22 protein-coding genes are annotated in these 24610 nt (G+C 35.8%); 17 read left to right on the top strand and 5 right to left on the bottom strand.

Annotation, left to right across the window (positions count from 1 at the left end; translation table 11 throughout):
• The first annotated feature begins 123 nt into the window (after nucleotides 1-123).
• The 4 genes from U9M49_RS05820 to fsa all read left to right on the top strand — a co-directional run bounded on the left by U9M49_RS05820 (nucleotide 124) and on the right by fsa (nucleotide 4943).
• Nucleotides 124-1323, top strand: coding sequence for an MFS transporter (locus U9M49_RS05820; RefSeq protein WP_322909478.1), 1200 nt, complete (start codon nucleotides 124-126; stop codon nucleotides 1321-1323).
• A 118-nt stretch (nucleotides 1324-1441) separates the two neighbouring features.
• On the top strand, nucleotides 1442-2641 hold the full coding sequence (locus U9M49_RS05815; RefSeq protein WP_322909477.1) for an FAD-dependent oxidoreductase: 1200 nt from the start codon (nucleotides 1442-1444) through the stop codon (nucleotides 2639-2641).
• Between the two features lie 150 nt (nucleotides 2642-2791).
• Entirely contained in the window at nucleotides 2792-4207 is a 1416-nt protein-coding gene (gene gndA, locus U9M49_RS05810) for an NADP-dependent phosphogluconate dehydrogenase (protein ID WP_322909476.1), read from the top strand.
• A 76-nt stretch (nucleotides 4208-4283) separates the two neighbouring features.
• A complete protein-coding gene (fsa, locus tag U9M49_RS05805) occupies nucleotides 4284-4943 on the top strand; it encodes a fructose-6-phosphate aldolase (RefSeq protein ID WP_095373029.1) in 660 nt (219 codons plus the stop codon).
• A 306-nt stretch (nucleotides 4944-5249) separates the two neighbouring features.
• Here the strand turns inward: fsa and U9M49_RS05800 are convergent, their stop codons facing one another.
• Complete coding sequence (locus tag U9M49_RS05800; RefSeq protein WP_095373030.1) at nucleotides 5250-5495, bottom strand: methionine aminopeptidase; 246 nt, start codon at nucleotides 5493-5495, stop codon at nucleotides 5250-5252.
• A 299-nt stretch (nucleotides 5496-5794) separates the two neighbouring features.
• Here U9M49_RS05800 and U9M49_RS05795 point away from each other — a divergent pair, with 299 nt between their 5' ends.
• Nucleotides 5795-6553 carry a TerC family protein gene (locus U9M49_RS05795; RefSeq protein WP_095373031.1) on the top strand — a complete coding sequence of 253 codons (759 nt, stop codon included), beginning with the start codon at nucleotides 5795-5797 and terminating at the stop codon, nucleotides 6551-6553.
• Nucleotides 6554-6600: 47 nt separating this feature from the next.
• Here U9M49_RS05795 and U9M49_RS05790 read toward each other — a convergent pair whose 3' ends face one another.
• A complete protein-coding gene (locus U9M49_RS05790; RefSeq protein ID WP_370873272.1) occupies nucleotides 6601-7572 on the bottom strand; it encodes an ABC transporter substrate-binding protein in 972 nt (323 codons plus the stop codon).
• A 109-nt stretch (nucleotides 7573-7681) separates the two neighbouring features.
• Here U9M49_RS05790 and U9M49_RS05785 point away from each other — a divergent pair, with 109 nt between their 5' ends.
• From U9M49_RS05785 to U9M49_RS05770, 4 genes are all read left to right on the top strand, one after another.
• Complete coding sequence (locus U9M49_RS05785; RefSeq protein ID WP_322909475.1) at nucleotides 7682-8704, top strand: iron ABC transporter permease; 1023 nt, start codon at nucleotides 7682-7684, stop codon at nucleotides 8702-8704.
• A gap of 2 nt (nucleotides 8705-8706) precedes the next feature.
• Nucleotides 8707-9723 carry a FecCD family ABC transporter permease gene (locus U9M49_RS05780; protein ID WP_370873273.1) on the top strand — a complete coding sequence of 339 codons (1017 nt, stop codon included), beginning with the start codon at nucleotides 8707-8709 and terminating at the stop codon, nucleotides 9721-9723.
• Between the two features lie 43 nt (nucleotides 9724-9766).
• Nucleotides 9767-10027, top strand: a complete 261-nt coding sequence (locus U9M49_RS05775) for a hypothetical protein (protein WP_322909474.1) — start codon at nucleotides 9767-9769, stop codon at nucleotides 10025-10027.
• Between the two features lie 161 nt (nucleotides 10028-10188).
• Nucleotides 10189-11283: a metallophosphoesterase gene (locus tag U9M49_RS05770; RefSeq protein WP_095373036.1), complete on the top strand. Its 1095-nt coding sequence runs from the start codon at nucleotides 10189-10191 to the stop codon at nucleotides 11281-11283.
• 73 nt (nucleotides 11284-11356) lie between these two features.
• On the opposite strand, the gene U9M49_RS05765 is transcribed toward U9M49_RS05770, so the two are convergent.
• The 3 genes from U9M49_RS05765 to U9M49_RS05755 form a co-directional block, all read right to left on the bottom strand.
• Nucleotides 11357-11575 (bottom strand): methionine aminopeptidase, encoded by a 219-nt coding sequence (locus tag U9M49_RS05765; protein WP_095373037.1) that lies wholly within the window; start codon nucleotides 11573-11575, stop codon nucleotides 11357-11359.
• Between the two features lie 60 nt (nucleotides 11576-11635).
• The gene (locus U9M49_RS05760) at nucleotides 11636-13852 is read right to left on the bottom strand and encodes an MMPL family transporter (protein WP_233435232.1); all 2217 of its coding nucleotides are present in this window, start codon (nucleotides 13850-13852) and stop codon (nucleotides 11636-11638) included.
• Between the two features lie 487 nt (nucleotides 13853-14339).
• Nucleotides 14340-15056 (bottom strand): NAD-dependent deacylase, encoded by a 717-nt coding sequence (locus tag U9M49_RS05755; RefSeq protein WP_322909683.1) that lies wholly within the window; start codon nucleotides 15054-15056, stop codon nucleotides 14340-14342.
• 218 nt (nucleotides 15057-15274) lie between these two features.
• On the opposite strand from U9M49_RS05755, the gene U9M49_RS05750 reads away from it, so the two are divergent.
• The 8 genes from U9M49_RS05750 to U9M49_RS05715 all read left to right on the top strand — a co-directional run bounded on the left by U9M49_RS05750 (nucleotide 15275) and on the right by U9M49_RS05715 (nucleotide 24591).
• A complete protein-coding gene (locus U9M49_RS05750) occupies nucleotides 15275-15739 on the top strand; it encodes a GNAT family N-acetyltransferase (protein WP_322909473.1) in 465 nt (154 codons plus the stop codon).
• 334 nt (nucleotides 15740-16073) lie between these two features.
• Complete coding sequence (locus U9M49_RS05745) at nucleotides 16074-16646, top strand: histidine phosphatase family protein (protein WP_095373039.1); 573 nt, start codon at nucleotides 16074-16076, stop codon at nucleotides 16644-16646.
• Between the two features lie 120 nt (nucleotides 16647-16766).
• Nucleotides 16767-17819 carry a bifunctional transcriptional activator/DNA repair enzyme AdaA gene (locus U9M49_RS05740; protein ID WP_095373040.1) on the top strand — a complete coding sequence of 351 codons (1053 nt, stop codon included), beginning with the start codon at nucleotides 16767-16769 and terminating at the stop codon, nucleotides 17817-17819.
• 152 nt (nucleotides 17820-17971) lie between these two features.
• Complete coding sequence (locus U9M49_RS05735; RefSeq protein ID WP_322909472.1) at nucleotides 17972-19168, top strand: M20 family metallopeptidase; 1197 nt, start codon at nucleotides 17972-17974, stop codon at nucleotides 19166-19168.
• 15 nt (nucleotides 19169-19183) lie between these two features.
• Nucleotides 19184-20473 (top strand): amidohydrolase, encoded by a 1290-nt coding sequence (locus tag U9M49_RS05730; protein WP_095373042.1) that lies wholly within the window; start codon nucleotides 19184-19186, stop codon nucleotides 20471-20473.
• Between the two features lie 78 nt (nucleotides 20474-20551).
• Nucleotides 20552-21874, top strand: coding sequence for a hypothetical protein (locus U9M49_RS05725; RefSeq protein WP_095373043.1), 1323 nt, complete (start codon nucleotides 20552-20554; stop codon nucleotides 21872-21874).
• 345 nt (nucleotides 21875-22219) lie between these two features.
• On the top strand, nucleotides 22220-23707 hold the full coding sequence (locus U9M49_RS05720) for an AbgT family transporter (protein ID WP_095373667.1): 1488 nt from the start codon (nucleotides 22220-22222) through the stop codon (nucleotides 23705-23707).
• 137 nt (nucleotides 23708-23844) lie between these two features.
• Nucleotides 23845-24591, top strand: coding sequence for a GNAT family N-acetyltransferase (locus tag U9M49_RS05715; protein ID WP_095373044.1), 747 nt, complete (start codon nucleotides 23845-23847; stop codon nucleotides 24589-24591).
• The last annotated feature ends 19 nt before the right edge of the window (nucleotides 24592-24610 follow it).

The raw sequence follows: 24610 nt of genomic DNA, 5'->3' as shown, positions 1-24610 counted from the left end.
TTTTCACTTTATTTCGACAAAAAAATAAGTAAAATGATTATACTTTATTGGAGGATTTTAAGCTATAATTGCTTAGATAGTCGAAATATAATATATTCATTTTTTTGAGGAAGAAGGTTGAACATGCACACGTTAGGAGGCAAGCTTTGGACCAGACAGTATATCATGGCCCTTATGCTTACTTTTTTATTTTTTTTAAGTTTACAATCCTTGTTAGGGGGATTTCCAATCTATGTTACTGCATTAAGTGATAACCCGACGTATGGAGGGTTAATGACTACAGCATTTATGATTGCTGCTGTTATATCTAGACTTTTCTTAGGATTTTGCTTACGGTATTTGAATCAAAAAGCGTTATTAATTCTATCTTTAATAGGTATGTTGGTGTTTATTTTTGTGACAACATTCACAAACTCTATCGTTCTATTCACTATCCTTCGCATACTACAAGGAATTGCTTTCGGTTTTATTACTACTTTATTAGCAACTATAACCACAAATTTAATTCCTGACCACCGTTTAGGTGAAGGAATCGGTTATTTTGGGTTAGCTACTAGTGTAGGTACAACAAGCGGACCTTTTTTAGCTATTTCAATGATTAATGTCTATTCATTTGAATCCGTTTTGTACTTTTCTCTTATTCTTATTATAGTGATTACAATTGGTAGTCTGGCGCTTAAAACTTCAAACATAAATCAGCAGACAGTTAGTAAATTGTCAATAGTTGAATCCGCTTTTGATTCACGCGCTTTTTTACCATGTTTTTTAGTATTATTATTTTATTTTACGTTTGCTGGAGTGGTGAATTTTATTGAAGGCTTAGGAAGTTCTATTGGGGTTGGGGAACAAACCTCTTTATTCTTTCTCATCTTAGTGGCGATGCTCATTATCATTCGCCCATTTTCAGGGAAGATTTTCGATCGCTTTGGACATGCTTATTTAATATATAGCGCAACAATTGCAGCATTTATCGGGTTGTTACTGATTGCATTTGCAAAAGGTGTTTCAACATTATTTATTGCCGCTGTTTTTTATGGCATTGCATATGGTGTCATGCAACCGACATTCCAAGCTTGGGCTGTTAGACTCGTACCAAAAGAAAAAAGAGCGACGGCTAATGCCATGAGCTTAAGTTTTATGGATATGGGTTTAGCAATGGGCGCATTACTGCTTGGTATTGCTGCAAACGAAAAGGGATACGGTTTTATGTACATCCTATCTTCTTTACTCGCCGTCGTTATCTTTCTGCTCTATTTTGTTGCTCATATAAGAAGAAAAACCAAATTAACGCTATTGCCATCTCATAATAGAAAAGCTTCGTAAATGAGTAATGACATGGCCATTCTTTGTCATTACTTTCTTTCTTATCATGTTTCTTATACATATTTTATGGGGAAAGTAATGTCATGACCTTCTATAGGTTGATGAAAGGATAATGACAATGAATTTAAAAACTGGCAAATTATATTGGCCCATTACTATGAACAACGTGAAAAAGTATGGCAGCTTGCAAGAGAATAAGAAATGTGACGTGTGTATCATTGGCAGTGGTTCGAGTGGGGCTTTTCTTGCTTACCAATTAGCGAAAGAAAACATCCGAACAATCGTCATTGATAAACGAAAAATCGGTATGGGTAGTTCCTCGGCAAATACTGGATTACTACAATTTAGTAATGATAAATCATTTACATCTTATATTAACTCTTTTGGCATAAGGAAAGCGAAAATGCATTTACAGAACTGCTTTCGATCAATATCTAATTATGAAAACACCATTTTGCCTACTTTAGAAGATAATCCCGATTTTTTAAAAAGAAAAAGCTTATATTTTGCTTCTAAAAGTGAAGATATAACAATGCTGAAAAAAGAGTTTGCCAATTTACAAGCACATCAGTTTCCTGTGCGCTTTTTGTCAAGGAGAGATATGAGAGATGGTTGGTCCTTTGAAAAAGAAGGTGCCATTGTTACTGAAGGAGACGCTGAGATTAATATATTTAAAAATGTTCACTATTTACTAAGTGCGGCTAGTAAAAAAGGGGTGGACGTTTTTGAAGAAAGTGAAATTGTAGGTCAAAAATGGGGGAAAAATACGGTCGAATTATATACTGATAATAAAAACGTAATTGAAACGAAATATGTAATTTATGCTACAGGGTATGAAGCGCAGAGTGATATAGCTGAAAAGAACGGAATGATTGTAAGCTCATACGCTTTAGCTACTAACCCAGTTGATTATCAATGGCCAGAAGATATGTTAATTTGGGAAACTGCCAGACCATATTTATATTTGCGCCGTACATTAGATAAAAGAATCATTATTGGAGGTCTTGATGAGAAAACTTCAGACTCTAAAAAAAGAGATGGGATGTTAGTCCAGAAAAGGGATCAATTATTAAAACAATTATTTTTGTTATTCCCCACGTTAGAGGGTAAATTAGAACCTGCCTATTACTGGACAGGCTTTTTTGGAGAGACTCATAATGGCTTACCTATGATCAAACGACATCCGAATTACTCAAACGCCTATTATCTTCTCACATATGGCGGCAATGGCACGGTATATAGTATGATTCTATCGGATTTAATGAAGAAATTCATTGTCAATGGAGACTCAAACGGTATGGAACTATACTATCATTAGAGTGATATAGTGAGAAAGTTCACACAGTTTGTTCAATAATAGGATTGATTGTAATCACCCTTATCGTTTTGTATAATCACAGATGAGGGTTATTCTATTCTTGACTAAAGTATCAGTCAAGAAAAAATGAAAGACGAAAGGACCAATTAAATGAGTAAACAACAAATAGGTGTTATTGGATTAGCAGTAATGGGGAAAAACCTTGCTTTGAATATAGAAAGTCGTGGCTTCTCAGTAGCTGTTTTTAACCGTTCTTATGAAAAAACAGAAGCATTCTTACAAAATGAAGCAAAGGGCAAGAACTTTACTGGTGCTAAAACTATTGAAGATTTTGTTCAATCACTCGAAACACCAAGAAAAATCTTGTTAATGGTTAAAGCGGGTGCAGCGACAGATGCGACAATTGAATCGCTAAAGCCATATCTTGAAAAAGGCGATATCTTAATTGACGGTGGTAATACATATTTTGAAGATACCATCCGCCGTAATCAAGAATTAGCAGAAGAAGGCTACCATTTTATTGGTACAGGCGTTTCTGGTGGTGAAGAAGGAGCTTTAAAAGGACCTTCAATCATGCCAGGTGGTAAGAAGGAAGCATTTGACCTTGTACAACCAATTTTTGAAGCTATTTCTGCTAAAGTAAATGGCGATCCTTGCTGTACATACATTGGTCCAAATGGGGCTGGTCATTATGTGAAAATGGTTCATAATGGGATTGAATATGGTGATATGCAGTTGATTTCTGAAGCTTATTTTATCCTCAAACATGTACTTGGTTTAGAAGCGAATGAACTTCATGAGACATTTGCAGAATGGAACAAGGGTGAGTTAGATAGCTATTTAATTGAAATTACAGCTGATATCTTTACAAAAGTAGATGACGAAACTGGCAAACCACTTGTTGATGTGATTCTCGATAAAGCGGGTCAAAAAGGGACAGGTAAATGGACAAGTCAAAATGCTTTAGATCTTGGGGTACCCCTCCCGATTATTACAGAATCTGTATTTGCAAGGTTCATTTCCGCAATGAAGGAAGAAAGAGTTCATGCTAGCAAGATTCTTGCAGGACCTAAAGAAGACACCTATAGTGGAGACCGTGCGGAATTAATAGAAGCTGTTAGACAAGCATTATATATGAGTAAAATTGTCTCCTATGCACAAGGGTTTGCTCAAATGCGCGCAATGTCTGATGAAAAGAATTGGGATTTAAAATATGGCGATATTGCCATGATTTTCCGCGGAGGTTGTATCATTCGTGCCCAATTCTTACAAAAAATTAAAGATGCTTATGATCGTGAACCAGCATTAGCAAATTTACTATTGGATCCATATTTTAAGGGAGTTGTTGAAAGCTACCAGTCTTCATTAAGAAAAGTTCTTTCTATTGCTATTGAACAAGGTATTCCTGTACCTGCATTCTCGAGTGCTATTGCTTATTATGATAGCTATAGAACGGCAACATTACCAGCTAATCTACTGCAAGCACAAAGAGACTATTTTGGAGCACATACGTATCAGCGAGTAGATAAAGAAGGAACGTATCATACTAATTGGATGGAAAAGTAACAAATGAAACTAGAAACGATTACCAGCTTTAGTATGGTATAATGTTAAAGGAAGCTAGAAAGGGAGGTATTTTACAATGAAATTTTTCATAGATACAGCAAATTTAGATGAAATTAAACAAGCATACAAGTTAGGTGTCCTTTCAGGCGTGACAACTAACCCTTCACTTGTAGCTAAAGAAGGGATTAAGTTTGAAACAAGAATTGAGGAAATTCTTCAAGCTGTTCCAGAATTAGAATCAGTATCTGCTGAGGTCACTCCTTCCGCAGAAACAGCTGAACAAATGATTGCAGAGGCTGAGGAACTGATTAAGATAAATAATGGTGATAAGAACATTACTATTAAAGTGCCAATGACAATGGCTGGCCTCGAAACAACAAGATATTTATCCAAAAAAGGTGTTAAAACAAACGTCACATTAATCTTTACTGTGAACCAAGCATTACTTGCTGCAAGAGCTGGTGCTACTTATGTTTCACCATTCTTAGGCAGACTTGATGATATCTCAGAAGACGGGATTAACCTTGTTGCTAAAATTGCTGAGTTATTCCGTATTCATCAAATAGATGCTCAAATTATTGCTGCATCTGTTAGACATCCGGATCATGTCACAAGAGCTGCATTAGCAGGCGCTCATATTGCGACAATTCCGTATAAAGTAATTGAGCAGTTAACGAAGCATCCATTGACAGATCAAGGGATGGAAAAGTTCGCTGCTGATTGGAAAACAGTATAAGCTTTTTTAAGCCCTCTCCTTCATTTTTAGGAGAGGGCTTTTTGATTGGTCTATTGTTCTATACTGATATTGAAAATTAATTGATATTGCGTGAGGAGAATGTGTTACCTAGTAATTAGAGCAGAGCTAAAAAGAGTATGTGTGCATACTTCGATAATGAAATGGGAATATATAGCTGAAAAACATCCTTTTCTCTGTCCATTCACGCTTTCCAGTTAAAGGCAATGGCAGTAACTTATACAAAACTCTTTGCCAAATAATTAAAGGCACTCAACATTCGACTTGTGTTGCTCAGTAGAAGTTTCGTTATTCGACTTGTTCATCCTCTGTGTGCTTTTCTCTTTCTTGAATAGTCACCCAATCATTGAAACGACCACTTCCTTCGCATCCTGGACAAAAGAGTGTATCAGAATGTAGGGAGTACATAAGGCTAGGATATAATAAAAAGCCTTGTCCGTAGCATTCTGGGCATCTATTACTTCGTTTCATCTTTTCTAAATGTTTATGTTCTCGTGCATTTTTCCATTGATTAAAAGATTTACCTAGACTCATCGGCTTCACCTCTGCATCGCTTTTTAATGAAGCGATAAATTGTCGTGATGCTAGACAAACTACTGTTAAACTTCATGCTTCAACTATGAAAGGTCTTGAATATACCCGTACATCTTATAGGGTGCAAAAGTTTGTAACTATTTCTGTTAATTATTATATTAAAAAGAATTATTTTTGCTCATACTTTATGAGAGGAAATGAAAAATATTTTGTTAGATTAACGAAACTTTCGGGTAGCGTATCTATTTGATATAATAGAAGAGTATAATAGGTTCAATTCATTTAAAGGAGTCTTGTCAATGGAAGTATTAAATCAGTTGTTATCCACCTATGCATCATTTTTTGATTGGTCAATGTGGAAAGAGGTTCTTACAGATCCTGTTTCTTGGGGTTATATAGGCACACTCATTGTCCTAGAAGGTCTATTATCAGCTGATAATGCATTGGTATTAGCCGTTATGGTTAAGCATTTGCCGAAGGAGCAGCAAAAAAAAGCACTTACTTATGGCTTAATTGGCGCTTATTTTTTCAGATTTTTATTTATCGGTTTAGGTATGTGGCTGATTAAATTTTGGTGGATTAAAGTACTTGGAGCTGCTTATTTAGCTTATTTAGTGATTAAACAATTTTGGTTTAAAACCCCTGAAGAAGATATCGACGGAGTAAAGAAAGACAGTTGGATGATTCGTACTTTTGGTGTTTTTTGGGGAACGGTTATTTCAGTAGAGTTAATGGATTTAGCTTTTTCTGTAGATAGTATATTGGCTGCCTTTGCTGTTTCAGATAAAGTATGGATTTTGTTAATTGGAGGTATGCTTGGTATTTTAATGATGCGTACAGTAGCTAAGTTATTTTTAGTGCTAATTGATAAGATTCCTGAGTTAGAGACAACAGCTTTTATTCTTATTGGAATCATTGCAATTAAAATGTTATTAAGTGTGTTCCATATAGAGATTGGACATATATTATTTTTTAGTATTATCATTGCAGCCTTCGTTATCACATTTTTTGTTCATATTTATCATAATAAACAAGGTGGACATGATCACGTGGCATAAGAAAAAGGCTAAGATTCCAAAAGGAAAACTTAGCCTTTTTGCTTGTCTTATTTATTAAGAATAGTTTCTTCCACATCTTCAATGATTTGTGTATTCGCTATCGTTCCAGTGTATAACCACCCTGTGTCTCTAGAGAATTCATACACATTCTCATTTTTTACTGCCGGAATATTTGCCCATAAAGGGTCAGATAAGACTTCTGCTCCTTCACCATCACTATTAATAAAGAATAGGTGGTCCACATCCATATCTGCTAATTTTTCTAAAGAAATCGCAGACCAGTTCCCAGTAGCATCTGCTGAAATTTCTTCAACGACAGAAGGAACTGCCATACCTAGATCATTATAAATTACATCACCTGCAGAAAGATCCTTGCTTACGACAAATAAACTGTTATTCACTAACCAAATAGCTGCAGCAGATTCACCAGCATGATCTTTTTGTAGCTCTTCTTCAACTTGTGCTGCTTTATCTTCGTACTCTTTAAGAACTTCAGTTGCCTTATCTTCTTTACCGAAGATTTTACCAACTGTTTCAAGTTCTGTACGCCAATCACTATTTTCTTCTTCACCAATCACGTAAGTTGGCGCAATTTTCGCATATTGATCATATTTACCACCTTCAACCATACCTGCTCCATCCATAATTATTAAATCTGGATTTTGACTAGATACAGCTTCTAAAGGTAAATCATGAGCGATCGTAGGTACATCTTTTAAATATTCTTGAAGGTATTCTTGTTTGCCGTTAGCAACTGACCATTGTACAATAGGTGTAATGCCTAAAGCGACAAGATGATCTTCTAAGTATGTAGCAACTACTCGTTCAGGATTAGCAGGAATTGTTACTTCGTTTCCTAATGCATCAGTTAATACACGATCCTCGGTTTGCTCAGCTGCTTGGTTTGAGTCATTGTTACTATTTTCAGCATCCTCATTACCACAACCAAAAAGGGCAAGAGATGTTGTAATTGTAGCAATTAATAATAAGTTTTTTTTCTTGTGAAATGAAAACAAGATGTTAACCTCCTAAATGAACTATGATATAATTAGCCTATGCAAATGATAACAATTATCACTATCGATTACAAGATATTTCTTGCACAACTTGATGAAAGAGAGATACATAATGGCTTTACTTAATGGAACAAACACGAGTAGAAATCGTTTTTTTGCGATTATGATCGTCACATTTGGTACAATCATCCTTTGTTTATCGATGGCTGCTTCCATTGCTTTTGGTGCAGTGAATATTAATCTTTCAACTGTATGGGAAAGTGTTGTATCATATGACCCGTCTAAAACGACACATCAAATTATTATGAATTTAAGGGTGCCTCGAGTAGTGGCAGCAGCACTAGTTGGATCTGCACTTGCCATTGCCGGAGCAATTATGCAAGGGATGACAAGAAATCCACTAGCTTCACCATCTATAATGGGGGTTACCTCTGGCGCTACATTTGCAATTGCAGTTGCTTTAGCCTTATTTACCACTTTAAGTCCAATTGGAACTATGTTTGCTGCTTTTATCGGTGCAAGCATTGGAGCAGGGCTTGTTTTTGGTGTCGGAATGCTATCACGAAATGGGCTGACTCCTGTTAAACTGGCTCTTGCAGGTTCTGCTATTACGGCTCTTTTAAGTTCTATCTCGTCTGCAATTGCTATTCACTTTAATGTCGCAAAAGATTTAAGCTTTTGGTATGCAGGTGGTGTGGCTGGTATCCAGTGGGAAAGTGTAGTTTCTGCTATTCCTGTTTTTATTATAAGTATAATCCTAGCAATTATGATTAGCAGTTCCATTACTGTTTTAAGTATGGGAGAAGATGTAGCTATCGGACTAGGGCAAAAGACAGGTTTGATACGTACAATTGGTTTTATAGTTGTTTTGCTTTTAACTGGAGCAGCAGTTTCTATATCGGGTACGATTGGATTTGTGGGGCTCGTGATCCCACATATGATTAGGTTTTTAGTTGGAACAGATTACCGCTTAATCATTCCTTGCTCAGCAGTATTAGGTGGTCTACTACTTGTGTTAGCGGATATTGGTGCGAGAATGATAAATCCTCCTTTTGAAACACCAGTTGGTGCCATCATGGCATTGATCGGCGTACCTTTCTTTCTTTATTTAGCAAGAAGGGAAGGGGGAAGATAATGATGTATAAATCTAGGAAACAAAAATGGAAAGTGGTTGTATTCTTTCTAACGATATTATTAGCTTTACTCTTCATTGCTAGTTTGAGCTTTGGAGCCAGTTTTATTTCACCCGTTGCTATTTTCAATAGTGTTTTATCTTCTACACCTGGTCAATATGACTTAATTCTTTTCGAATTTCGTTTACCAAGGATTGTTCTAGCCATTTTAATTGGTATTGGTATGGCTGTTTCTGGTGCGATATTACAAAGTGCGACTCAAAACGGTCTAGCAGATCCGGGGATATTAGGTATTAATAGTGGAGCTGGATTTGCTGTAATTTTGTTTATCTTTTTTACACAAGGTATCAGATTTGAATCTGAGTTATTACAACTGTTTATTCTTCCTATATTTGCATTATGTGGGGCGCTGCTTGCAGCATTTTTGATTTATATTTTCTCGTGGAAAAAGTCTTCTGGTGTTACACCTATAAGGTTAATCTTAGTAGGTATAGGTATTAATGCGGCTTTTTCTGCTTTAATTATTATCCTCCAATTAAAAATGGACCCCCGTTCCTTTACACAAGCAACTGTTTGGTTATCGGGTAATATTTCTGGGGTGAGTTGGAGTTATACTTATGCTCTTTTACCATGGTTAATTGTGCTGTTACCCATTGTGTTATTCAAGGCGAGGTATTTAAATGTTCTTACACTAGGAGATGCGATGTCTACTGGCTTAGGTGTCAATGTCAATCGTCAAAGAAAATGGTTATTAATACTTGCTGTTGGACTAGCTGGTTCTTGTGTGGCTGTTGGTGGAGGCATTTCATTCTTAGGTTTAGTGGCTCCTCAACTAGCGAAAAAACTCGTAGGGCCAAGAAATGAAATTTTATTACCTGTTTCAGCGTTAGTCGGTGCGGTGTTACTACTCTTTTCAGATCTTGTTTCACGTACCATTTTAGCACCTTCAGAAATTCCAATTGGCTTAGTCGTTTCTGCAATTGGCGCACCTTATTTTATTTATTTATTAATTAAAAGCTAAATCGACCATACTATCGTTAACAATAGATGAAGGGTATGAAAACATGGCTAAAAAGGAAGAAAATAATAGTAAGGAAATCAACCATCTCAACTCTATGCTTGCAGCTGTAATGAATTATTTAACAGATGAAACAGTCGAGGAGATAGACTTTGATTATCTTCTTGATTCTACTGAAGGACTGAGACAGTGGTGGAATGAGTATGAAGAACGACATAAGAAGGAAATTGCAAAAGAAATTAAACAATCTTTAGAGGGTTTATCTTTAAAAGAATTACAGCAAATCAAAAAACAAATCACACCTTAAAGTCTTCACAGTAAAAGTGGAGGCTTCTTTCTTTTTATATATGTAATAAAGTTATTTAACATTATTTTTGTAATTAAGAAGCAATTAGTTGTTTTCAACAAACGTCTCTGATAATATTTTTTACAGTTCTATACTTTATACATAATGTAAAGGGGAAAAATATGCTTACATTGTTCGTTGGCATCACAATGATACTTATTTATGGCTTAACTTGTTACTATATTGGCTTTAATACATGGCGTTGGTTAAGTAAAACATTTTCTTTTCGATTCAAAAAAACATTTATCGTGGTTGTTTTTCTTCTTGCAATATCATTTTTTGTTGGATTTGCGATTCATCTGCCGGTCATTGAATGGATTGGTGGATATTGGCTTGTCATTGTTGGCTATGGTATTCTCCTATTACCGATTATCAATTTGCTTTATTTTATTTCAAAGAAAAATGCTAAATTTTTCACTTACTCAGGGTGGGCGATGGTTGCGTTTTTTACGTTTGTCTTTGTATATGGTACATATAATGCATGGACTCCGATTGTGAGAGACTATCAAATAACAATCGATCAACCGACAGAAGCAAAAGAAGGGAAGTTAAAGGTTTTATTAGCGGCAGATTTGCATCTGGGTACGATTATAGGAAATAATCATCTTGAAAAGTTGGTGAAAATAGCGAACCAGGAGAAACCTGATATTATTCTTATACCTGGTGATATTATTAATGATGATATTACCCCATATGTAGAACAGGAAATGAATAAAACGATGGCAAAACTAGAAGCCCCAGTTGGTGTTTTTGCTTCTCCTGGTAACCATGATTATTATGGTGGTGATAATGAACAGTTGAAAAAGGAATTAAATGATATCGGTATTCATTATTTAATGGATGAAGCAGAAATTGTAAATGACCAATTTGTAGTAATTGGCAGAGAGGATTTAACGAACCCAAATAGAAAAACCATAGAGGAACTTATTGCTACGAATAAAACAAAAGATTTACCCGTTATTGTATTAGATCATCAGCCTCATGAGATTACAGAAGCACAAGTGGCTGGAGCAGATGTGATATTATCTGGTCATACACATAGGGGGCAGTTATTTCCAGCAAATTTAATTACTGCGAAATTGTTCGAGAATGATTGGGGTTATATGCAAAAAGAGCAATTACATTCTTTTACTACTTCAGGATTCGGATTATGGGGGCCAACACTACGTATAGGATCTCAATCAGAAGTAATGATCATTGAAATAGATTTTCGATAAAAAACCATCTCCAGAGATAATGCTGGAGATGGTTTTCCTATGTTTGTCTATTTAAATAAATTCAGGAGGAATATCATTTAATTTGGTTACTTTCCCATATATCATACTCACCACTGCCATTACAGCTTGCACAGTAGTAGGCATCGTCGTCCATAAACATATATTCTTGACCAGCAAAATATTGAAATCCCTTTCCACGACAATCAGGGCATTTTTCGAGATCTTTCATCTTCTCTACGTGATTAGCATATCTTGTTTCACGCCACTCGTTAAAAGCATTGAGTAATCCCATGAAAGTCCCTCCTTACTTTTTCTACTAGTTTGCATCAAAGTGTGGAGAGATATACCTACTTTATTTTTTTAATGTGTCTTCACAATTAAAAGTAATCTTTCTCTTTTTAGTAGTCCAAACAAGAAGTGTGGGTAATAAGAAACCACGAACAACAAAAGTATCCAGTAAGATACCAATAGCCATCGTCATTCCGAAAAGATATAATTCCTGTAGAGGTTGTGTGATAAGCACTGCAAAAGTTGCTGCTAATATAACCCCTGCAGACGAGATGACTCCACCTGTTAGCGTCACGCCTTCTTTCACAGCTTGAATCCATTCAACTTCTTTTGCTCTTTCCTTAATTCTTGCTAGCAACATAATATTATAATCAATTCCAAGGGCTACCATAAAAACAAATGTATAGACGGGTATTCGATAGCTGATGGCATCTAGCCCTAGTAAGTATTTAAATATCAACCAACTGAAGCCTAATGAGGCAAAATAAGATAGTAAAATAGTTGCTACCATAAGGAACGCCAATTTAAATGATTTGGTTTGAATTGATAGTAGCCCTATCAGCAGTAGGGTAACAAGTGTTATCAAAACGATAGTATCCCGTTGATTCATAGATTGGATATCAACTAATTTAGCCGTTTGTCCGATTAAATATAGTTGAGTTTCTTCAGAATCAAAACCAGCATTTTTCATTAACTCATCTTTTTGTTGCAACAAGCTTTCCACCGTATCCATACTCGATTGTTCATAAGGGTGATCATCTAGTATAATTTGAAAGGAAAAACTATTTAGAGAATCTGATTGAAAACCTTTTGGTAATGATACTTGTGCAGATACCATCTCATCTGTAATGGAAGGCGAAATAGTTGATATTCCTTCTGTTTCTTCTATACTTTTTGCCAACGCCTGCAAACTTGCTACATTTTCTGCAACATTGTTAGTCGCAATTTGATCTTGATGTACTAACACTGTTAACGGCGCTAATTGTCCGGCTGGATAGTTCTCTTCTAAGATTTCGAAACCTACACGTGAGGATAAATCTTCGGGAAACGATTTTAATAAATTATAAGAAGGACTAATCGTGCTGAATTGATAAGCACTAAGTCCAAAAATAATTAATAGTAAAACAGCCATTCTTTTTGGGTATGTCACAATCAATTGACTAGCTTTTTCCCAAAACGGATGCTTATTAGTATCTGCTGCATCCATTTGAGGAATAAAAGGCCAAAAGGCTTTTCTTCCAAATAAGGCAAACATGCTGGGAATCAAGGTTAAACCTGCTAATAAGATTAATATGACAGCTACAGCAAACACTGGTGCAAAATGATTATAGGGCTTAAAAACAGTAAAAAATAATGTCAGCATTGCCATTAATATAGTACCGCCACTAAAGAAAATAGGCTCAGCTAAAGGTGTAGCCGCATGGTGCATCGCTTCATAATGAGACGGATATTTCTTCAATTCACTTCGATACCTAGAAAAAATAAAAAGACTATAATCAGTTATGACAGCAAATAGAAGGACGAGCATAATAGAGATACTGGCACTATCGACAGTAAACCAATCCCATTTTCCTGCTATACCAAGGATGCGGTCAATCACACCATATGCGATTAAGGCAATTATTACTGGTATGATTGCAATGATTGGTGAACGGTAAATGACCATCAGTAAAAAGAATATTAGTAAGATGGTTGTAATCATAAGCACAAAGTCTGCATTTTTAAAAAGGGTCACTGTATCAGCGGATATACCTGCTGGTCCTGTTATTTCGAACTGAATATCTGTTGCTCCCATCCGTGTGAATTGATTACGTAAAGAGTCAAATGCCTGATTAGCGACATCAGAATCTATATTTTCTTTTAAAGATGCATTTATAATTAAAGTGGATTGATCTTTAGAAAACATTTGATTTTGTATAGATTCATTAAATTGATGAAAAGGGAGGACAGAAGAAAATGCTTCTGGTTTGTCATCAGTTGTTAACCATTCACTAAAAGAAGTAATTTTTTCTCGATCTTCAACTTTAAGACCACCTTCACGGTGGAAAACGAGTAAAGCAGTTAATCCATCATCTGATGGATATTCTTCTTCGTATAAGTCTTGAGCGATTTCTGATGGCATTTTGCCAGATATACTGCTTTCACTACTATTTGAAGCATATTCTTTCGAACTAGGTGCAGTAAAACTTAATAGGATCATAAAGACGATCCAAAAGAATATGACCCATTTAGCTCCTTTTTTACTGCTGGAAAATTGCACGATTTTTTTTAATGATTTCATTATTCGTTTCATCTCCTTCAAAATCAATCCTATCTAGCTAATTTGAACGGAGAATGAACATTAGATGACATTTGATTCAGCCTAAGCCAACGTATGCAAAGAAAATAAAAAAACATGTTAGATTATTTAACAAAATAGATGCAGAACGAAAAGAATCATAATATAGTAAGTATATGATCCTAAGCCCCACTTGGGAGGAAGCCTGATAACTATTGTTATCAGGCTTTTTTTGATCGTTGTGGTTACCGTCTGAAAAATTTAGTCATTTTAGAAATGAAATGATGGAAATATGACAATTTTGATAGTGGGGAAGTTCTCTATGAGAATGAAGAAAAAATTAATTATATGCCTACATGAATCCAAAAGCGAAGATGAGCTTAACCGAGGTAAAACAACGTGTTCTGAATAGAAGGAATGAACGAATGATTTTTATTACAAAGTAGAATGTATAACGCTCGTTTAATAAGTTATATCGAATTTTCTTAAATTAAATGCTATGTAATTGTTGATCCACAGCGGATAATACTTCTCCAATCTTCCTCTCATTAATGACTAAGTCAGCATAATGATCGAGATCGGTTGATTCTTCATTAATGATTATTAACTTTGCTCCTGCTTCTTTTGCGATTAAAGGAAATTGATTGGCTGGGGCTACAGAAAGAGAGGAACCTAAAACAATAAAAAGGTCGCAAAATGAAGAGAGATGCGACGCATCTTCGAAAGCTTTATTTGGTAACTGCTCACCGAATAATACGATAGACGGTCTTATCTTACCACCACAGTGACATTTGATTTGTTGCTTTATAAAATCTTCCCTATCCTTTGTCTCCCCACAGCTTTGACAGTGAAATCTTTTTAATGTACCGTGCAGTTCTGCTACATGTGTAGAACCTGCTTCTTGATGTAAACCATCAACATTTTGCGTAATAATACCTTCAATTAACCCTTGTTTTTCCCATTGTGCAAGAATGCTATGCCCTTGATGAGGCTTTACAAGCTGTACACTGTTCACTCTTTCTAGATAAAATTGCATAAAATCACTGAGTTGATTGTTCAATGCGTCAATACTAGCTAATTGCTTTGGGTCGAATTGCTTCCATAGTCCTGTAGATGAGCGGAAATCTGGTAACCCACTTTCTGTAGACATACCAGCCCCGGTAAAAACAACTGTTGAATGTGCATTATTCAGCCACTTTGTTAACATATCCAATTTCCTCTCCGCCTTTCATTACTTTTTATTATTATAGACAATCAAGTATCGAAGGAAAAGAAATTCAGATTATGGCTAGATTTTATATGATGTTATTTGATATTAACTATAGCGTTTGTTTAAAAACTTGATGATATAATGGCCATACACACCACAGATGATCAATCAATGTGAAAGCTTCATAAGAGTTGGAAGACTGGGGGATTTGTAAAATGATAAAAACAATTGATATTACTAACTTTGAGTCAGCTCAAGAGGTGTTCTCCATTCAAATCGCAGCATATAAAATAGAAGCGGCGATTATTGGTTCATATGATTTACCCCCATTAAAAGAGACAATAGAAACGCTGCAAAATTGTGGGGAATCTTTTTTTGGTTATTACAGCGAAGAACGGTTATATGGGGTTATATCAATCAATATTGATAGGCATGTGATAGAGGTTTGCCGTTTAGTGGTCCACCCAAACTTTTTTAAAAAGGGAGTTGCACAAGCACTATTAAACTTTATTGAGAATGAAAACAAGTCAAAAAAACTGAAGGTTTCGACAGCAACTAAAAATACACCAGCAGTCAATTTTTATAAAAAAAATTGTTTTCAATTGGTGGGCGAGAAGATAGTAAGTGAGCATATTACTTTGGCTTTTTTTGAAAAAAACGAGAAAAAGCTTGATAGATAAAACGAGTTTGAAATTGAAAACTAATAAATTCGCCCACCGAGCAGACTTTGTCACTAGGTGGGTCACAAGGCGAAGCAAACTGGTTTTAGCGGGAAAGAAATTTTTATTCGTTAATATCTTATGATATCAGGACAAGTATGTGCATCATACGAATAAAAAAATAAGAAAAATCGGTATGTAAAACAATAAGAAAGGGATTGAACAATGTTCAATCCCTATTTCAAAAGGGGGGGAATTTGTTTATGTCCTAGCTGTATTATTAATATACACATAAAATATGAATAACCTATGAACGCAAGATGAAAAAAGCGTTAACTTTTTGGAGGGGAAAAGAATGACGACGATTTGTTTGATTAGACATGGAGAAACCGATTGGAATGCTGCGAGAAGAATTCAAGGTAGAACGGATATTATCCTAAACGAAAAAGGAAAGCTACAAGCGAAGCAATGTGGAAACTATTTTTCTGGAACGGATGCAGATGTAATGATTGTAAGTCCCTTGAAAAGAGCCCGACAAACAGCAGAAATTATAAATGAGAAGCTGCAATTACCTATTGTTGTCATGGATGAATTTATTGAAAGATGTTTTGGAGAAGCAGAGGGAATGACTTATGAAGAAAGAAAAGAGCAGTTTCCATCACATAATATCCCGGGTTATGAAAGTGATAAAATATTAATGGAAAGAATAAAAATCGGTTTATCAACCATTCATTATCAATATCCTCATAAAAAAGTCCTTCTTGTTGCACATGGTGCGGTGATTGGCACACTACTAAATCATTTTTCAAAAGGAGAAATTCATCAAAAAAAAGACCGTCTATTAAATGGTTGTATTAATACAATTACTTTAAAGAAAAAAGACTGGCTCATAAAAGAATATAATATAACCCATCATCTATATGATTGAAATAACTTAGAAAGTGGGATAAACCAAAAATAAAAATAGTTGTTCATTTTTCGAAAGAAATCTTGCTTAGTCTCGCTATAATTATAGTAGCGATTAACCGAAATAAAGGAGGGGGCAACTATGGTTATAGGCGAGGAAAAGGCAAGAGAGTTTTATCAAGCTTTAGTTGACAGAAATCCAAAATATGATGGTATTTTCTTTGTTGGTATAAAAACAACCGGTATCTTTTGTCACGCGACCTGTTCGGCAAGAAAGCCTAAGTATGAGAATTGTGAATTTTTCTTAACTGCAGAGGAAGCATTATTAGCAGGATATCGCCCTTGTAAGCGGTGTACACCATTATTCTATCCAAATAGCATTCCTAAAGAAATTGAGAAATTAGTTGTAGCCGTTGAGGGAAGCCCGGAAAAAAGATGGAAGGAAGCAGATTTTCGAGAAATTGGTATCCATTCAGCAACTGCCAGAAGAAGGTTTAAAGAAATTTATGGAATGACATTTGTGCAGTACGCCCGCTCAAGAAGAATGGGTATCGCCTTTAAAGAAATATTAAATGGAAAAAAAGTCATAGATCAACAAGTATTACTCGGGTATGATTCATCGAGTGCGTTTAATGATGCATTCTCAAAGATTTTTGGTAGGTCTCCTAAGAGAGCTTCTTTATCGATATTATATGCAAATATTGTATCAACACCTCTAGGGCGGATGATCAGTATTAGTGATGAAAAATATTTATATTTATTGGAATTTGTTGATAGACGTGGACTTGAAAAAGAGATAGAAAACTTAAGAAACAAACAAAATGCGCGAATTCTACCAGGGGATACAAAGATTAATAGAAACCTAGAAGAGCAGCTCAAGCTTTATTATGCTAAACAACTTCGACAATTTACAATTCCTTTTTTCCTTCAAGGAACTCCTTTTCAACTCGAAGTATGGTCTCTTTTGCAAAAGATTCCTTATGGACAAACTGTATCTTATCAGGAAATTGGTCAGCTATTAGGAAGTAGCAATTATGTAAGGGCTGTCGGAAATGCGAACGGAGCCAATCAAATAGCCATTATAATACCGTGTCATCGTGTGATTAAAGCAGACGGTAAATTAGGTGGATATGGCGGAGGAATAGAAAGGAAGGAGCATCTTTTACGTCTCGAGACAGAGAGTGAAATAAAATGAGTATCTTAACGGATATTTTTCTATTCACAAAAGAAATTTAGCGTAAATTTTTAAAAAATTCTCGGATTTCCCTCAAATTTGACTCATTTTAGTGTATTATCGGAATTGATAAGGAATTTTTCCTTAATGATTTGATAGAGGGAGAGATCATTATGACCGTTTCTTTTAAAGGCGAAGCAAAAGAAATAGCTACTGAATTAACATTGTTTAGACGTGAGCTTCATGAGTATCCAGAGCTAAGTGGCGAAGAAGTACAAACATCTTCGAAAATACAACAGAAATTAAACGATTATCAAATACCATATCAAACTGGTTTTGCAAAAACTGGTATTCTAGCAATTATTAAAGGGGCAAAACAGGGACCGACAGTATGTTTAAGAGCGGATATTGATGCCCTACCGATTGAAGAACAAAGTGGTGTCTCTTATTCTTCGAAAGTAAAAGGTGTGATGCATGCTTGTGGTCACGATAGCCATGCAGCAATGTTATTAGGAGCTGGAATTATTTTAAATAAACATAAAGGCAACATATCCGGCACAATCTTGCTCTTATTTCAACCAGCGGAAGAAAAGTCTCCAATAGGTGGAGCGAAAATCATGATGGAAGATGGTGTATTTGATGAATATAAACCGTCTGTTATTATTGGTCAGCATGTATGGCCAGACCTTCCGCCAGGTCAAATAGGAGTTAGACCGGGACCAATGATGGGTAACTCTGATCGATTTTCTTTGAAAATCACTGGTTCAGGTGGGCATGCAAGTATGCCCCATACGACAATAGATGCAATTATTATAGCGAATCAAGTAATTACAATGTTGCAAACGATCGTAAGCCGAAACATTGATCCGCTAGAATCGGCGGTAGTCACAGTTGGTAAGGTGTCTGGCGGTGCTGCCCATAACGTCATTGCGGAAGAAGTAATTATTGAAGGTACAGTAAGGACTTTAACAGATAAGGTAAAAACACAAGTGAAGAATCGTTTTCATCAAATCGTAACAGACACTGTTAAGGCGCTAGGTGGACGTGTCGAAATCACATACCTTGATGGTTATCCTTCCACAGTAAACACTCCGGAATGGGCTGAAAGAGTAAAGGAAACAGCGGCAAAATTTGTAGGTAAGGAAAATGTCCCAGAAGTCGCACCCTCAATGGCAGGAGAGGATTTTGGCCGCTTTTTAAAAGAATATCCAGGTGTATATTATTGGCTAGGTTGTTCAATAGGAAATAATCAAAAGCCGCTTCACAACCCTTCTTTTCAACTTGATGAAAACATTTTGCCGATCGGTATGGAATTAATGGCTCAAGTTGCCATTGATACAATTGAACAATTACAAAGTAAGGGTTTATAGGAGGAATTTTTTTCAATGGAAGCATTCATAAAAGACATCACCCCGTATTTAACTAAAATGAGAAGAATGTTTCATGCATATCCAGAGGTAGCGTGGACAGAGTATGTGACAACTGCAAAAATTGCTGAAGAGATAGAAAAGCTTGATTTTGAAGTAGAGATGGGACAAGCGATTCTCCATCCACATACAAGAATGGGGTTGCCAACAGAAGATCAGATAGAAAAAGAAGAACAAAGAGCGATGGAAGCGGGCATAAATAAAGCGTATTTATATTTAATGAAAGGTGCTTTTACGGGACTTAAAGCTTATTTCGACACTGGTCGAAAAGGAAAACATATTGTTCTACGATTTGATATTGATGCCCTGCCGATTAATGAAGCAGAGGATGAAGCACATTTTCCTTTTGTGCATGGGTTTCATAGTAACAGAGCGGGCTATATGCATGCGTGCGGTCATGATGGGCATACCGCCATTGGTTTAGGTGTGGCGCATTTTATTCATGAAAATCGCCATCAATTAAACGGACGTTTCACCTTGTTATTTCAACCTGGAGAAGAAGGCGGACGAGGGGCAAAGCCGATGGTGGATAAAGGATTGTTAGATGATGCCGATGTCTTTTTAAGCGGACATATAGGGATCCACTCATTAAACATTGGTGACATCGTTGCAACAACAGATCAGTTCTTAGCGAGTACAAAGATAAACGTTGAATACTTTGGCAAATCAGCACATGCTGGATTAGAGCCAAATGAAGGCAGGAATGCTCTATTAGCCGCTGCAGCCTCTTCATTACATTTAAATGGTATTACGAGACACGCAGGGGGTGCGACGCGCATCAATATAGGAACACTAGAGGCTGGAAGTGGCCGAAATATTATTGCTGATTATGCGAAAATGCAATTAGAAACCCGAGGTGCTTCAACTGAACTTAATGAAGAGTACATGGTCCTCGAAGCCATGAGAATAATTCAAGCTAGTGCAGCACTATATGATGTCACAACAAATGTTGAAATCGTTGGCCAAGCGCCAAGTGCAGAGTGTCAAGAAGAATGGGTGGATTTTATTAATGAGGCAGTGAAAGCAAGTACAAATATTAAAAATGTGATTCCGAAATTACCTCTAGGGGCTTCTGAAGACGCTGCCTTTATGTTAGAGAAGGTGAGGAATAATGGGGGAGCGGCGAACTATATGTTATTTGGAACACCGCTCGCTGCTGGACATCATCATCCATGTTTTGATTATGATGAAGAGGTACTGCCTATCGCCGTTGAATCAATTTGTCGTGTGATTTTAGGATGGCAATAAGTTAAAAAAGAACGAACCTTAACCAGTCATGTTAAAATAAGGCTATATTGTTTAATTTGTTGGAGGCAGGTGCGTTGAATGAAAATTCGAGTGGGGGTTATTGGACCAAAAGATTCAGTTAAAATGATTATAGATACAGGGGCGGACTACGGCGAACTTCACTTTATTCCCTTTGTGTATGAATCGACTGAAGAAACTGAGCAAATTATTATTAGAAATAGAGAATGGGTTGACCAGTGGCTTTTTTCAGGACAGGCGCCATATTTTTATGCATTATCCAAGAAAGTGATTACAAAAAAAGAAGCGAGTTATATTCCTTTAAGTGGTGCGAGCCTGCTTGCTGTCTTAGTAAAGGTTTTTTTAGATAGCGATCAAGTGCAAAAGCGTTTTAGCTTGGACACTATTCAAGAAGAAGAAATGGATAGAGGACTCGATCCGCTAGTGAGGAATCGAGTCCTTTTCCAGATGAATTCTTACGATGGATATATGCCGGCTGAAGAGATTATTGCTTTTCATAAAGAATTATATGAAAGTAACAAAGTCGATGTGGCTATTACTTGTTTGAATAAGGTGTATAAAGAATTAACGAAGATGAATATCCCAACTTATCGCATCGAGCAATCAGAACTAACGGTCAGACGTTCTTTAGAAACGATTAAAGAAAAGGGGCAAGCATCATGGTACCGGAAATCCCAGCTTGTCATTATTGGTGTCGAACGCATCGTTGCTTCTTCTGAAAGTGAAGAAAGAAGGCGATCCTTCCGGTTAAAGCATCAAGAACTAGAACTAAAGAAAGTCTTGCTTGACGTTGGTGAACAAATGAATGGTTCGATAGTCCAGATGGATGATGGCGTTCACTATATTTTTACTACGCGAGGAGAGCTTGAGCTCTTTATGAGAGACCAATCGATGTTGACGATCAGTGAAGAGATTTTTGTTCATAGTCGGTTACGTGTTCGCATAGGTGTAGGCTTTGGCTTAACGGTATTAGAGGCTGAGGAAAATGTGAGTATGGCTTTCTCTCATGCCCGTGAATTTAAGGGCCCTATTGTTATCTCTGTTAATGAAGAGAAAGAATTAACAATTATTAATAATGAAAAAGAAGAAATAAGTTTTCATTCAAGGATTTACGGAAATGATTGGGAAAAAATATTTAAAGATGCAGGTATAAGTAGTAAGATTGTTGCAAAAATTGAGTCTTTATCATTACACTACCAAAAAAATAAGATTACTTCTCAAGATTTATCTCATTGGCTAAAAAGCACTGATCGCAACGCAAGAAGAATATTGATGGAGATGGAAAAGATAGGTTTAGCTGAAATTATAGGAGAAGAGACAGGTCATCGAGGGAGACCACGAAAAATTTATCAAATAAACTTTAATCAGTTTGCCAAACAATAAAAAATAAATCCGTATGATTTGAACCTAAACACTAGAAATATCACTTATTTCCAGTTGTTTAGGTTTTTATTATCGTTTAAGTTAAATAACACCTAATAAAAGACGAACATTGAGAATCATTATCAACCATATAATTCCTATATATTCTTTTATTTGTAAATAAAAATGATATTTATTAGAAAATTAATAAAAAAGACAAAAAAGATTAAAAAAAGACTATTCACAATATAAATGTGATGATATAATAACGGAAATGTTAAGGATAAATTCCGATAAATTTCGAAGTAAGGAGAGTGAAATAATTTGCAAGCAAATGTAAACAACGAACAAGAAAAGAAGGGCTTGATGTCCAAGTTCTTGTCAGGCATTGAAACGATAGGGAACAAGCTACCAGATCCATTTTTTATTTTCGTTTATCTCGCAGCGTTTGTAATGATATTAACGTTCATTGTTAATCAATTTGATGTTACTGTTGAGCACCCAGGAACAGGGGAAGAGTTGGCAATAAAAAGTTTAATTTCTGGTGAAGGATTGCAGTTTATATTAACTGAGATGCTGTCTAACTTTACTGGCTTCGCCCCACTAGGCCTTGTGTTAGCTATGATGCTTGGTGTAGGCTTAGCTGATAAAGTTGGTTTACTAGAAACAGCCATTAAAAAGTCGATCTTAAGTACACCAAAGTCATTAGTCACTTATGCTGTTTTCTTTATTGGTATTATGGGGAATATTGCTTCAGATGCGGCGTTCGTACTTGTACCACCGTTAGCTGCGATGGTTTTCTACACTGTTGGTAGGCATCCATTAGCTGGTTTAGCAGCCGGCTTTGCTGGAGTAGGTGCAGGTTTTTCAGCCAATGTCTTAATCGCTGGAACAGATGCATTATTGGCGGGAATTACTACTGAGGCTGCTAAAGCAATCGATCCTTCATTTGTTGTATCACCTGTTGATAATTGGTATTTTATGTCGATTTCTACTGTTCTCTTAACTTTAGTTGGTGGATTCTTAACTGAAAAGGTAATTGAACCAAGATTAGGAAAATATGATGGGGATTTGAAAAAGAATTTTGAACCGGTTTCAGCTATCGAGTCAAAAGGGTTAAGAAATGCCGTTATAGCGGGTCTAGCATATATTGCTATTTTACTTACAATTATCTTCTGGCCAGACTCCCCTCTTAGAAACGAAGAAGGTGGTATGATTCCTTCCCCATTTTTAAGTGGAATTATCCCAATTGTTTTATTATTCTTTATAACGATGGGAACAGCATACGGAGTAACAGTAAAGAAAATCACAAAAAGTGCTGATATTCCAAAGTATATGGCAGATTCGATGAAAGATATGGCAGGCTATATCGTCCTTATATTTGCTGCGTCACAATTTATTGCTTATTTTAACTGGTCCAATTTAGGTACTTGGATTGCAGTCAATGGTGCGGAATTCTTATCTTCCATCAATTTAACTGGTATTCCTGTTATTATTGGATTTATTATTTTCGTCTCTATTCTGAATTTATTAATCTTTAGTGGGTCTGCTCAATGGGCATTATTAGCCCCAATTTTTATTCCATTGTTTATGTTACTTGATTATAACCCTGCTTTTATCCAAGCAGCGTATAGAATTGCCGATTCAACTACAAATATTATTACACCACTAAATCCGTATATCCTTGTAGTTCTTGCTTTTATGAGAGAATACGATAAAAAAGCAGGTTTAGGCACGCTTATTTCCTTAATGATTCCTTATTCAATGGTTTTCTTAGTAATTTGGGTAGTCATGCTATTCATTTTTGGATTATTCGGTATTCCGATTGGACCCGGTATCGAAATGTATTTGTAATAATGCGGTGTTGTTGCCCGAACATAAATGTTCGGGCTTCTTTATTTGTGAAAAATGATAAAATAGATAGAGGTATTTTTTTACCGTAAGGAATTAATCGTTATACTTAAGGGCTATAAGTAGGGGAGAGATGGTCAGTGGTTAGTTTCAGAGATATACATCATGATGGTAATTTAATAGCAGAAAAAGCCAATTTTGATCACTATGGCACAAAACAGTTCTATTTTAAATATGATGCAAACTTTATCCAATTTAAAATAAATCCTAGTTTGCAAGATTTTCAACTGGCACAAATGTATTTGGAAGACTATCAGAAAGAGCATAAACAAGAACATTTGAAGTTTTATTTACCAGCAGACGAAATGATTCAAGAGGATGTTTTATTATACCTTTATCAACAATTCTATACGATCGGGTGTCAGGAGTTATATGAAATTAACCCTCTTCAATTTATCTATAAAGATAGAAAGAACGAAATCGTGGTTGAGGAAGTGACAAATGATAATTTAGGAGAATATCTACAATTGCAGAGAAACTTTGATCTAGATTATGGTGAGGAATATGTGAACCTTAATAGAAGCATGCATTCCTATCATCATAATGCAAAAGATACATTACAGTTACTCGCATATGATCATGGTGTGCCAGCAGGTTCATTACAAGTATTTTTTAATAAGTGTACAGCTGAAATTGATAATGTAGGTGTGTTACCAGCTCACCGATTAAAGGGGATTGCTGCAAGCTTGCAATATGAAGTAATGAAGCGATTTAGCAATCATAGGGTTATACTTGTAGCCGACAGCAATGACACGCCAAAGGATATGTATCGTAAACAAGGGTATAAAAAATTGAGCTTTCGCTATGAAGTAATGAAGTTATTATAAGTAGTAGTTTATTATTAAT

Source organism: Cytobacillus sp. OWB-43 (assembly GCF_034651445.1).
GTDB classification, from domain to species: Bacteria; Bacillota; Bacilli; order Bacillales; family Cytobacillaceae; genus Cytobacillus; species Cytobacillus kochii.
Note: the sequence above shows the minus strand (reverse complement) of the source record. Positions and strands in the feature narration are given on the sequence as shown.